The organism is Frigoribacterium sp. CF331, assembly GCF_057787905.1.
The window spans coordinates 1,494,831-1,507,174 of the sequence record NZ_CM173545.1 but is presented as its reverse complement, the minus strand read 5'-3'; the positions used below and the strand labels follow the sequence as shown (position 1 = coordinate 1,507,174).

Annotated in this window: 10 protein-coding genes and 2 tRNA genes; 11 read left to right on the top strand and 1 reads right to left on the bottom strand. The window is 68.0% G+C overall.

The annotated features are described in order from the left end of the window. The first annotated feature begins 359 nt into the window (after nt 1-359). From dnaN to AC3CCI_RS07015, 9 genes are all read left to right on the top strand, one after another. Entirely contained in the window at nt 360-1,508 is a 1,149-nt protein-coding gene (gene dnaN, locus AC3CCI_RS07055) for a DNA polymerase III subunit beta (protein ID WP_488628534.1), read from the top strand. 60 nt (nt 1,509-1,568) lie between these two features. Continuing rightward, nucleotides 1,569-2,456, top strand: a complete 888-nt coding sequence (gene gnd / locus AC3CCI_RS07050; RefSeq protein ID WP_488628533.1) for a phosphogluconate dehydrogenase (NAD(+)-dependent, decarboxylating) — start codon at nt 1,569-1,571, stop codon at nt 2,454-2,456. Between the two features lie 17 nt (nt 2,457-2,473). Beyond that, a complete protein-coding gene (recF, locus tag AC3CCI_RS07045; RefSeq protein WP_488628532.1) occupies nt 2,474-3,700 on the top strand; it encodes a DNA replication/repair protein RecF in 1,227 nt (408 codons plus the stop codon). Then, nucleotides 3,697-4,242: a DciA family protein gene (locus AC3CCI_RS07040; RefSeq protein WP_488628531.1), complete on the top strand. Its 546-nt coding sequence runs from the start codon at nt 3,697-3,699 to the stop codon at nt 4,240-4,242. Before recF ends, AC3CCI_RS07040 begins: the two co-directional genes overlap by 4 nt. Before the next feature lie 166 nt (nt 4,243-4,408). Next, a complete protein-coding gene (gene gyrB / locus AC3CCI_RS07035) occupies nt 4,409-6,382 on the top strand; it encodes a DNA topoisomerase (ATP-hydrolyzing) subunit B (protein ID WP_354593983.1) in 1,974 nt (657 codons plus the stop codon). A 77-nt stretch (nt 6,383-6,459) separates the two neighbouring features. After that, nucleotides 6,460-9,147, top strand: a complete 2,688-nt coding sequence (gyrA, locus tag AC3CCI_RS07030; protein ID WP_488628530.1) for a DNA gyrase subunit A — start codon at nt 6,460-6,462, stop codon at nt 9,145-9,147. Continuing rightward, nucleotides 9,140-9,547: a DUF3566 domain-containing protein gene (locus tag AC3CCI_RS07025; RefSeq protein ID WP_354593985.1), complete on the top strand. Its 408-nt coding sequence runs from the start codon at nt 9,140-9,142 to the stop codon at nt 9,545-9,547. Before gyrA ends, AC3CCI_RS07025 begins: the two co-directional genes overlap by 8 nt. Before the next feature lie 74 nt (nt 9,548-9,621). Then, a tRNA-Ile gene (locus AC3CCI_RS07020) sits at nt 9,622-9,695 on the top strand. A gap of 83 nt (nt 9,696-9,778) precedes the next feature. Next, nucleotides 9,779-9,851: transfer RNA gene (locus tag AC3CCI_RS07015), tRNA-Ala, on the top strand. 281 nt (nt 9,852-10,132) lie between these two features. On the opposite strand, the gene AC3CCI_RS07010 is transcribed toward AC3CCI_RS07015, so the two are convergent. Next, nucleotides 10,133-10,669, bottom strand: a complete 537-nt coding sequence (locus AC3CCI_RS07010; RefSeq protein ID WP_488628529.1) for a hypothetical protein — start codon at nt 10,667-10,669, stop codon at nt 10,133-10,135. A gap of 137 nt (nt 10,670-10,806) precedes the next feature. Here AC3CCI_RS07010 and AC3CCI_RS07005 point away from each other — a divergent pair, with 137 nt between their 5' ends. Both AC3CCI_RS07005 and AC3CCI_RS07000 read left to right on the top strand, forming a co-directional pair. Further along, nucleotides 10,807-11,346: a peptidylprolyl isomerase gene (locus AC3CCI_RS07005; protein WP_354593987.1), complete on the top strand. Its 540-nt coding sequence runs from the start codon at nt 10,807-10,809 to the stop codon at nt 11,344-11,346. Further along, nucleotides 11,347-12,198: a rhomboid family intramembrane serine protease gene (locus tag AC3CCI_RS07000; protein ID WP_354593988.1), complete on the top strand. Its 852-nt coding sequence runs from the start codon at nt 11,347-11,349 to the stop codon at nt 12,196-12,198. It abuts the gene before it with no gap. The last annotated feature ends 146 nt before the right edge of the window (nt 12,199-12,344 follow it).

The following is a 12,344-nucleotide window of genomic DNA, read 5'->3' as shown; positions in this document are numbered from 1 at the left end:
GATAACTTGTGGAAACTCGTGGATAACCGCCTCGACGCTGTTCAGGGATCCGTCGCGCCTGTGGGATCCCGCTCGAGGCGAGGTCGGGAGCCCGACGGTTCTTGTCATTCGGTTCCACACGCCGTCCACAAGTCACACGCGTGTAGTTCGCCCGAGCCACGGGGTTTTAAACAGGTTATCCACACTGTGCACAACGGTTAAGACTGTTAATCCTGGTTACAAGAAATTGATCGAGGGACAACCTTGTGGATCGTCCGAGGCCCTCGGGCCCCGGCTTCGCCCTCCCGGAAGGGCGGAGGCCGATGCTGTGCCAGTATTGAGCGGCCGTCCACGAGTGCGAAGTCGATAGGGGTCCCCGCGTGAAGTTCCAGGTCAACCGTGACGTCTTCAGCGATGCGGTCTCCTTCGCCGTCAAGCTGCTGCCGCAACGCACCACCCTGCCGATCCTGAGCGGCGTGCTCATCGAGGCGGACGCCGACGGCCTCACGCTCTCGTCCTTCGACTACGAGGTCTCGGCCCAGACCAGCATCCCGGCCGAGATCGACGAACCGGGCACCATCCTCGTGTCGGGGCGCCTCCTGGCCGACATCGCCAGCCGCCTGCCGAACGCACCCGTCACCTTCTCGACGGACGAGAACCGCATCGCCGTCAGTTGCGGATCCGCGAACTTCTCGCTGCTGAGCATGCCGGTCGAGGAGTACCCCACGCTGCCCACGGTCGGCGACCGCTCGGGCGTCGTCCCCGGCGACTCGTTCGCCCTCGCCGTCTCGCAGGTGGCCGTCGCCGCCTCGCGCGACGACGTCACCCCGGTGATCACCGGCGTGCAGCTCGAGGTCACCGAGAACGCCCTCTCGCTGGTGGCCACCGACCGCTACCGGGTCGCCGTCCGCGGCATCGAGTTCGACCCGGGCACCGTCGCGAGCACGACCACCACGACGGCCCTCGTCCCGGCCCGCACCCTGCAAGAGGTCGGCAAGACCTTCGGCAACGCCGGCACCGTCGCCGTCTCGATCACCGGATCCGACGACCGCGAGCTGATCGCGTTCCAGGCCGACAACAAGACCGTCACCTCGTTGCTCATCAAGGGCAACTTCCCCCCGGTGAGGCGTCTCTTCCCCGACACCGTCGAGAACTACGCCGTGATCAACACGGCCGAGCTCGTCGAGTCGGTCCGCCGCGTCTCGCTCGTGCTCGAGCGCGAGGCGGCCCTCAGGTTCACGTTCACGATCGACGGCCTCACCCTCGAGGCCATCGGAAGCGAACAAGCGCAGGCGTCAGAGTCGATCGATGCGTTGTTGACGGGCGAGGACACGGTGGTCTCGTTGAAGCCGCAGTTCCTCCTCGACGGACTCGGAGCGGTTCATTCCGAGTTCGTCCGCATCTCCTTCACCAAGACGGAGAACCCGAACAAGCCCGGTCCCGTGCTGATCACCAGTCAGTCGTCCAAGGACCAGGCCGGGGCTGACAGCTACAAGTACCTGCTGCAGCCCAACCTCCTCCTGCGCTAAGAGCGCTCTGCACGCAACGGTGCCGCCCTCGGGCCCCACCGCCACGAACAAAGGATCCTCATGCACATCGGCCTCGTCGGTCTCGGCAAAATGGGCAACAACATGCGCGCCCGCCTGCGCGACAGCGGCATCGAGGTGACCGGTTACGACGCCAACCCCGCCGTCTCCGACGTCGCCAGCCTCGCCGAGCTCGCCAGCACCTTGCCCGCCCCCCGCATCGTCTGGGTGATGGTGCCCGCGGGCGACATCACCGCCGGCGTCATCGAAGAGCTCTCGAAGGAGCTCTCCGAGGGCGACCTCGTCATCGACGGCGGCAACTCGAAGTTCACCAGCGACTTCGCCAACGAGAAGCTGCTCGGCGGCAAGGGCATCAAGTACGTCGACGCCGGCGTCTCGGGCGGCGTCTGGGGCAAGGACAACGGTTACGGCCTCATGGTCGGCGGTTCGGCCGAGAACGTCTCCATGGCACAGCCGGTCTTCGACGCGCTCCGCCCCGAGGGCCCCCGCGAAGAGGGCTTCGTCCACGCGGGCGACACCGGCGCCGGCCACTACGCCAAGATGGTCCACAACGGCATCGAGTACGCGATCATGCAGGCCTACGGCGAGGGCTACGAGCTGCTCGAGGCCCGCAGCGACCTCATCAAGGACGTCACGGGCACCTTCAAGGCCTGGCAGCGCGGCACCGTCGTGCGCTCGTGGCTGCTCGAGCTCATGGTGCTGGCCCTCGAGGCCGACCCCAAGCTGGCCGAGATCTCGGGCTACGTCGAGGACAGCGGCGAGGGCCGCTGGACGCTCGAAGAGGCGATCAACCACGCCGTCCCGATGCCGGCGATCAGCGCGTCGATCTTCGCGCGGTTCGTCTCGCGCCAGGGCGAGGGGTCGCCGACCATGAAGGCCGTCGCCGCCCTCCGCAACCAGTTCGGCGGCCACGCCGTCAAGAAGGCCTAGCGCCTCCACCGGCCCGCGTGCGAGTACTGCATCTCAGCCTGACCGACTTCCGCAACTACACGTCTGCCGAAGTCAGCCTCGCGCGCGGGCCGAACCTCTTCGTCGGCAGCAACGGCCAGGGCAAGACCAACCTGGTCGAGTCCCTCGGGTACCTCTCGAGCCTCGGCTCCCACCGGGTCTCGTCGGACGCGGCCCTGATCCGTCAGGGCCGCGACTCGGCGGTCGTCCGGGCACGGTTGCTCGCCGACGACCGCGAGCTGCTCGCCGAGGTGCAGATCAACCGGTCGTCGCCGAACCGCGCACAGGTCAACCGGGGGGCGATCAAGCCCCGCGAGCTGCCTCGCTACTTCACGAGCGTCCTGTTCGCCCCCGAGGACCTCGCGCTCGTCCGGGGTGAACCGTCCGGCCGACGGAGGTTCCTCGACGAACTGCTGGTGGCCCGCTCGCCCCGCTTCGCGGGCGTCCAGACGGACTACGAGCGGGTGCTCAAGCAGCGCAACACGCTCTTGAAGTCGGCCCGCGCCTCCGGGGTCAAGGCCGCCCAGCTCGGCACCCTCGACATCTGGGACGAGCGCCTCGTCGCCCTCGGCAGCGAGCTCGTCGTCGCCCGCGACCGGCTCACCGCCGACCTCGCACCCGAGGTCGCCCGGGCCTACGCGGCGGTGGCCGGGGCGGACCACGCCGCGCGGCTGTCGACGGTGCTGAGCATCCGGGGTGCGACCCCCGACGACGAGACCACGGCGGCCGAGGGGCCGACCGAGTCCATCCCCGCCGAGGACGTGCCCGAGGTGTTCCGCCAGGCCCTCGCCCGCGTCCGACCGACCGAGCTCGACCGTGGGCTGACCCTCGTCGGTCCGCACCGCGACGACCTCTTCCTCTCGCTCAACGGCCTGCCGGCCCGCGGGTACGCCAGCCACGGCGAGTCGTGGTCGTTCGCCCTCGCCCTCAAGCTGGCCTCCGCCGCGGTCGTCCGGGTCGACTCGCCGACGGGCGACCCGGTCATCGTCCTCGACGACGTCTTCGCCGAACTCGACGGATCCCGCCGCGAACGCCTCGCGGACGCCGTGGCCGACTACGAGCAGGTGCTCATCACGGCCGCGGTCGAGGGCGACGTGCCCCCTCGTCTCAAGGCCCACACCGTCCGCATCGCCCGGGGCACGATCGTCGACGAGGCGGGCGCCGCCGGCGCCGCGGCCGGTGACGGCGAGCCGCCGACCGGGGCCGACACCGAGGAGGCGCGGTGAGCGTCGACGACGCACCGCAGCCTCCGGCGTCCACGCCACCCGCGCCCGAGGCGCAGCCCGACAGCGAGGCCCAGCGGGTCTACCTGAGGTTCCGGCGCGTGTTCGGCGATCCCACCTCGCGCTCGCGCGACGCCCGGAAGCGCAAGTCGATCAAGCTCGGCTCGCCGAGCCAGCCCTTCGGCACGGGGCGTGAGCCGCGCGGCATCGCCGACGTGCTCTCGGCCGTCACCACCGAGCTGGGCTGGAACAGCCCGCTGGCCCAGTCCGAGCTGATGACCGCCTGGCCCGACATGGTCGGCGCCGAGCTGGCCGCGCACTCGGATCCGGTGTCGATCGACGACGGCACGTTGACCGTTCAGTGCGACTCGACGGCCTGGGCGACGCAGCTTCGACTGATGCGCACGCAGGTCACCACGACGATCGTGCGGAGGTACCCCGACGCGGGCATCCAGTCGGTGCGATTCTTGGCACCCAACGCCCCGACCTGGAAACGCGGCCCCAGATCGGTTCCAGGGCGGGGCCCTCGCGATACTTACGGTTGACCGGGGTGAATCGTCCAAGTGCGGTGGGAAAATCCGTCTGAGGGCGGATTTCGCCCCGTGACGGACGGGCCTGCGGTAGACTCGGAAGGTCGTCCGAAGGCCGCTGAGAGAGCGGTCGCGACCGGTCGGCGCACACTCGTCCCGTCCGGCAGGAGCCCCCACGCACATGTCAGCTGATCCCACCGACGCCCAGCCCGACGACACCTACGGCGCCAGTGCGATCCAGGTCCTCGAGGGTCTCGAGGCCGTCCGCAAGCGTCCCGGCATGTACATCGGCTCCACCGGCCCCCGTGGCCTCCACCACCTCGTCTACGAGATCGTCGACAACTCGGTCGACGAGGCACTCGCCGGCCACTGCGACCACATCGAGATCACGATGCGCGAGGACGGCGGCGTGCGCGTCGTCGACAACGGCCGGGGCATCCCCGTCGACGTGCACCCGATCGAGGGCCGGTCGACCGTCGAGGTCGTCCTGACCGTCCTGCACGCCGGTGGCAAGTTCGGCGGCGGCGGCTACGCCGTGTCGGGTGGTCTGCACGGCGTCGGCAGCTCGGTGGTCAACGCGCTCTCGAGCGAGCTCGACGTCGAGGTCCGCCGACAGGGCGCCGTGTACCGCCAGAGCTTCACGGACGGCGTGCCGGTGGCACCGCTGGCCAAGGGCGAGGACGACGACACCACGGGCACGACGATCACCTTCTGGCCCAACGCCGAGATCTTCGAGACCGTCGAGTTCGACTACGAGACGCTCCGCACCCGCTTCCAGCAGATGGCGTTCCTCAACAAGGGCCTGCGCATCGAGCTCAGCGACGAGCGCGTGCAAGAGGACGACGCCGAGCCCCGCCACGACGTCTTCCACTACGAGAAGGGCCTCGTCGACTACGTCGAGTACCTCAACACGACCAAGAAGGTCGAGACGGTCCACGACGACATCATCGCCTTCGAGCAGGAAGACACCGAGAAGAAGATCTCGCTCGAGGTCGCCATGCAGTGGAACACCTCGTACCAAGAGAGCGTGCACACCTACGCGAACACGATCAACACGCACGAGGGCGGCACCCACGAAGAGGGCTTCCGTGCCGCGCTCACCACGCTGATCAACCGCTACGCGCGCGAGAAGAACCTGCTGAAGGAGAAGGACGACAACCTCTCGGGCGACGACGTCCGCGAGGGCCTGACCGCCGTCATCTCGATCAAGCTCGGCGAGCCGCAGTTCGAGGGTCAGACCAAGACCAAGCTCGGCAACACCGAGGCCAAGTCGTTCGTGCAGAAGGTCGCCGGCTCGCAGCTCAACGACTGGTTCGACCGCAACCCGAAGCAGGCCGCCGAGATCGTCCGCAAGGGCATCCTGGCCTCGCAGGCCCGCCTGGCCGCCCGCAAGGCGCGCGAGCAGACCCGCCGCAAGGGCGTGCTCGAGTCGAACGGCATGCCCGGCAAGCTCAAGGACTGCCAGAGCAAGGACCCCTCGCGCAGCGAGATCTTCATCGTCGAGGGCGACTCGGCCGGTGGTTCGGCCGTCCAGGGCCGCAACCCCGAGACGCAGGCGATCCTGCCGTTGCGGGGCAAGATCCTCAACGTCGAGAAGGCCCGCCTCGACCGCGCCCTCGGCAACAACGAGGTGCAGGCCATGATCAAGGCCTTCGGCGCCGACATCGGAGAAGACTTCGACCCCGACAAGGCGAGGTACCACAAGATCGTCCTGATGGCCGACGCCGACGTCGACGGCCAGCACATCACCACGCTGCTGCTGACCCTGCTGTTCCGGTACATGCGTCCGCTGATCGACCTCGGCTACGTCTACCTCGCCCAGCCGCCGCTCTACAAGCTCAAGTGGAGCAACGCCGCCCACGAGTACGTCTACAGCGACGCCGAGCGCGACGCGGTGCTCGTCTCGGGTCGTGCGGCCGGCAAGCGCATCCCGAAGGAGAACGCGATCCAGCGCTACAAGGGCCTCGGCGAGATGGATTACAAAGAGCTGTGGGAGACCACCATGGACCCCGACACCCGCACGCTGCTGCAGGTGACCCTCGAGGACGCCGTGGCCGCCGACACCATCTTCGACACGCTGATGGGCGAGAACGTCGAGTCGCGCCGCAACTTCATCCAGCAGAACGCGAAAGACGTCCGCTTCCTCGACATCTGATGCGCGCCTCCGGCTGATCCGGAGCACGCCCGCGCCCCGACGAGCACCACGGGGCAGACCACGACAAACGGAGAATCATGGCCGACGAGCCGACAGACACCCCCGAGGGCACCGACGCCGAGGGGGCCCAGACCTTCGCCGCGGCGCCGAAGCGCGACAGCATCGAGCAGGTCGACCTGCAGCTCGAGATGCAGCGGTCGTACCTCGACTACGCGATGAGCGTCATCGTCGGGCGGGCCCTGCCCGAGGTGCGCGACGGCCTCAAGCCCGTGCACCGCCGCGTGATCTACGCCATGTACGACGGCGGCTACCGCCCCGACCGTGCGTTCTCGAAGTGCTCGCGCGTCGTCGGCGACGTCATGGGGCAGTTCCACCCGCACGGTGACACGGCGATCTACGACGCCCTCGTCCGGCTCGTCCAGCCGTGGAGCCTCCGCTACCCGCTCGCGCTCGGTCAGGGCAACTTCGGCTCGCCCGGCAACGACGGCGCCGCCGCCCCCCGGTACACCGAGACGAAGATGGCCCCGCTCGCGCTCGAGATGGTGCGCGACATCGACGAGGACACCGTCGACTTCCAGGACAACTACGACGGTCGCACGCGCGAACCCGCCATCCTGCCCAGCCGGTTCCCGAACCTGCTCGTCAACGGTTCGGTCGGCATCGCCGTGGGCATGGCGACGAACATCCCCCCGCACAACCTCCGCGAGGTGGCCTCGGGAGCCCAGTGGTACCTCGAGAACCCCACGGCCACCCGCGAAGAGCTGCTCGAGGCGCTCATGCAGCGCGTCAAGGGCCCGGACTTCCCGACCGGCGCGCAGATCCTCGGTGTGCGGGGCATCCAGGACGCCTACCGCACCGGTCGTGGCTCGATCACCATGCGTGCGGTCGTGGCCGTCGAAGAGATCCAGGGCCGCACCTGCCTCGTCGTGACCGAGCTGCCGTACCAGGTCAACCCCGACAACCTCGCGATCAAGATCGCCGAGCTCGTGAAGGACGGACGCATCGGCGGCATCGCCGACATCCGTGACGAGACCTCGGGCCGCACCGGTCAGCGGCTCGTCATCGTGCTCAAGCGCGACGCCGTCGCGAAGGTCGTGCTCAACAACCTCTACAAGCACACCAGCCTGCAGGAGAACTTCGGCGCGAACATGCTCGCCATCGTCGACGGCGTGCCGCGCACCCTCGCCCTCGACGGCTTCATCTCGGCCTGGGTCGACCACCAGATCGACGTCATCGTCCGACGCACGCGGTTCCGCCTGAAGAAGGCCGAAGCCGACGCGCACATCCTGCGCGGCTACCTCAAGGCGCTCGACGCCCTCGACGAGGTCATCGCGCTCATCCGACGGTCGCCGACCGTCGAGGAGGCGCGCGCGGGCCTCATGGACCTGCTCGACGTCGACGAGATCCAGGCCTCGGCCATCCTCAACCTGCAGCTGCGTCGCCTGGCCGCCCTCGAGCGCCAGAAGATCCAGGACGACGCCGACAAGCTCGAGCGCGAGATCGCCGACTACCAGGACATCCTCGCCAAGCCCGAGCGGCAGCGCACCATCGTCAGCGACGAGCTCGCCGAGATCACCGACAAGTTCGGCGACGACCGTCGCACCGAGATCATGTTCGGCTTCGACGGTGACATGAGCGTCGAGGACCTCATCCCCGAAGAAGAGATGGTCGTCACCATCACGCGCGGCGGGTACGTCAAGCGCACGCGGAGCGACAACTACCGCAGCCAGCACCGCGGGGGCAAGGGCGTCCGCGGAGCCCAGCTGCGCGCGGACGACGTCGTCGACCACTTCTTCGTCACGACGACGCACCACTGGCTGTTGTTCCTCACGAACAAGGGTCGCGTCTACCGCGCCAAGACGTACGAGCTGCAAGAGGCCGGTCGCGACGCCAAGGGGCAGCACGTCGCCAACCTGCTCGCCCTGCAGCCCGACGAGCAGATCTCGCAGGTGCTCGACATCCGCGACTACGAGGTCGCCGACTACCTGGTGCTCGCCACCCGCGACGGCCTGATCAAGAAGACGGCGCTCACCGAGTACGACACGAACCGCACCGGCGGCATCATCGCCATCAACCTGCGTGACGACGACGAGCTCGTCTCGGCCCTGCTCGTCGACGAGCACGACGACCTGCTGCTCGTCTCGCGACACGGCATGTCCCTGCGCTTCACGGCCACGAACGACTCGCTGCGTCCCATGGGGCGGTCGACCTCCGGCGTCAAGGGCATGACCTTCCGCGACGACGACACGCTGCTCAGCGCCTCCGTCGTCGGAGAAGAGGGCTACGTGTTCGTCGTCACCGAGGGCGGCTACGCCAAGCGCACGGCCGCCGACCAGTACCGCGTCCAGAACCGCGGCGGCCTCGGCATCAAGGTCGCGAAGCTCGCGGAGGCGCGGGGCGACCTCGCCGGCGCCCTGATCGTCGGCGAGGACGACGAGGTGCTCGTGGTCCTGTCCGGAGGCAAGGTGGTCCGGTCGGCCGTCTCCGAGGTGCCCGCCAAGGGCCGCGACACGATGGGCGTCGTCTTCGCCCGCTTCGCGAGCGACGACCGCATCATCGCCGTGGCCCGCAACAGCGAACGCAACCTCGCGGCCGAGGTCGACGAGAGTGCGGACGCCGTGGCCGAGGCCCTAGTGTCTGTCGAGGCCGTCGAGTCCGACGACGCCGACAACGAGATCCCCACGACCGACGTCACGTCGGTCGACGCCGAGTCGACCGACGACGAGGCCACCGGAACCGCCGGAGAGGAAACGAACAATGAGTAGTGTCGCCGAGAGACTGCAGAAGAAGGCGAAACGACCGTCCGGCACCAAGCAGGTCCGCCTGAAGCTCGTCTACATCGACTTCTGGTCGGTCGTGAAGCTGGCCTTCCTGATCTCGGTCGCGATCGGCATCATCACCGTCGTCGCCACCTTCCTCATCTGGGCCATCCTGAACCAGACCGGCATCTTCGACGACCTCGACGCCCTGCTCCGCGACATCCTCGGCGACTCGAACTTCTCCATCCAGGACACGTTCAACGTCGGCCAGATCATGCTCTTCTCGATCGTCGTCGCCATCCTCAACGTCGTCGTCGGCACGGTCCTCGGGGCCATCATCGCCGTCCTCTACAACCTGAGCGTCCGCATCACCGGCGGCCTGCTCGTCGGTTTCACCAACAACTGATCCATCCGCTCGAGCCGGCGCGACCCGCCGATTCGAGTTCGCCGTCGTGGTGCTGTAGGCTTTACGACGGTCCGGGGGCTATAGCTCAGGCGGTTAGAGCGCTTCGCTGATAACGAAGAGGTCATAGGTTCAAGTCCTATTAGCCCCACGCAGTACCGGTCCCGTCTTCACCTCGGCTCGTGCCGACGGCGAGGGCCGGATCGTGCTCGTTCCCCCGGCGACCGGGGGGTCGGGGCCTTAGCTCAGTTGGTAGAGCGCCTGCTTTGCAAGCAGGATGTCGGGAGTTCGATTCTCCCAGGCTCCACTCGATCGCATCGCCCCTGTTCGCTGACTTCGTCAGCTTGCGGGGGCGATTCTCGTTCTGTGCCCGTTCTGCGCCGCCGCCCCTGCGGCGCAGGGGCGGCGTGCTGGTCTGGGGGCCCTCCGGGCCCGTGTCGGCTTCGCCGACGGGTGTGCGACGCTCGGTCGAGGTCGAGGTCGAGGTCGAGGTCGAGGTCGGGGTCGACGGGCGCGTCGGTCGGGGGGTCGGGGACGACGAAGGGCCCGCCTCGGGTGGAGGCGGGCCCTGCGAACGGGTGCGGGTGACTAGGCCTTGGTGTCGGCGTCGTCGTCGGCGACCCAGAGCTCGTCGTCGGCACGGAGCGTCTGCACGGCCGCGAAGACGAGGGCGCCGAGGGCGACGACGCCCACGCCGATCAGCAGGATGCCACCCACGCCGGGGCCCGACTTCTGCTGGTGGGGGACGTACTTCGACGCGGCCTTCCTGCCCTGCTTCTTCGCGTTCTTGACGGCCTTCTTGACCCGGGGGTCGTTCGCGAGGTCGAGGTTGCCGAGCGCCGACGAGAACGCGGGGTAGACGTCGTGCTTCAGGCGGTCCTGCGCGACCGAGGCGTAGTGCGAACCCGTCGACAGCCCCTGTGAGACCACGGGTCGGACGTTCGAGTCCACCGCGCTCTTGATCTGGGGGACGACCTTCTTGTTGGCGATCTTCACGGCGTCGTCGCGGTAACCGCCGATCACCTTGCCCGCGTGGTCGATCACGCCGCGCTGCTCACCCCACACCGCCGCAGCGTGCTTCTTGAACTTCTTGAGTTCTTTCTTCTGCTTGCGTGACAGGGCCATGAACGTTCCTCCAACGAGTAGGCAGTGGAGCCAGAGTTGCTGGCCCGTCCCAGTGTGGCACGGAGCTTCCTGACAGGTCACGGCACGGTACCTGGGGAGTCGCTGGCGCGTCGAGGTCGCTGTGGAAGAATGACGACATGTCATCGCACACCGCTGTCGCCACCCTCACGACCAACCACGGCACCATCAAGGTGAACCTCTTCGGCGACCACGCCCCGAAGACCGTCGCCAACTTCGTCGGCCTCGCCACCGGCACCAAAGAGTGGACCCACCCCGCCACGGGCAAGGTCAGCACCGACAAGCTGTACGACGGTGTCGTCTTCCACCGCATCATCAAGGACTTCATGCTGCAGGGCGGCGACCCGCTCGGCCAGGGCGTCGGCGGCCCCGGTTACCAGTTCGACGACGAGATCCACCCCGAGTTGAACTTCAACGCCCCCTACATCTTCGCCATGGCCAACGCCGGCACGCGTGGCGGCAAGGGCACCAACGGTTCGCAGTTCTTCATCACGACGGTCCCCACCCCGTGGCTGCAGGGCAAGCACACCATCTTCGGCGAGGTCGCCGACGACGAGTCGAAGAAGGTCGTCGACGCGATCGAGGCCGTCAAGACCGACGCACGCGACAAGCCGATCGACGACGTGGTGCTCGAGAGCGTCACCATCGACGAGGTCTAGGTGACCGATCCGCACGATCGGGCGAACTACTGCTACCGGCACCCCGACCGGCAGAGCTTCGTGCTCTGCCAGCGGTGCGGTCGCACCATCTGCGGTGAGTGCCAGACGCCCGCCGCCGTGGGCGTCCACTGCCCGGAGTGCGTGAAGGAGGCGCGGGGCAACGCACCGCGCCTCCGACCGCAGGTGGTCACCCGCGTCCGCAGCGCCTCCCGACGTGGTTCGCCGGTCGTCACGTACGGCATCATCGGCGTGACGGTCGCGGTCTTCCTGTTGCAACTGGTGACGGGCGGAGCAGGCAACGGGCTCGTGACGCAGAGCCTGGCGTTCTACGCCCCGCTCGAGATCAGCCAGCCGTGGCGGGCCGTCACGACGATGTTCGTCCACGGCAGCTTTTTCCACATCCTGTTCAACATGTACTCGCTGTACATCTTCGGGGCCGAGCTCGAACGGCAGCTCGGACGTGGACGCTTCGCGGCTCTCTACTTCGTCTCGGGCATCGGCGGTTCGGCCGCCGTGGCCCTGCTGGCACCGGGCAGCCTCGTCGTGGGCGCGTCGGGCGCCATCTTCGGCCTCATGGCCGCGTTCTTCGTCATCGCCCGCAGCCTCGGCGGCCGCAGCATCCAGTTGCTGGTGCTCGTGGGCATCAACCTGGCGATCGGCTTCATCATCCCGGGCATCGCGTGGCAGGCGCACCTCGGCGGCATCGTCGTCGGCGGGGCCATCGCGTTCTTGTTCTCGAAGACGCGTCACCGGTCCAAGCACGCCGTCCAGATCGCGGTGCTCGTCGCCATCGGGGTCGTCGTGGTCGCGGCGCTGCTGGCCAGATCAGCTCAACTGGTCGGACTGCTCTGACGCCGTCCGTTCCGAGGACGACGAGAGGCGGCTCCCCATCGGGGAGCCGCCTCTTCTCGTCGGCCGACGACATCTCTGGGCGCCTGACTTATCCACAGACAAGTTATCCACAGGGTTTCCCACAATGGGGATAGTTACAGGCGTGT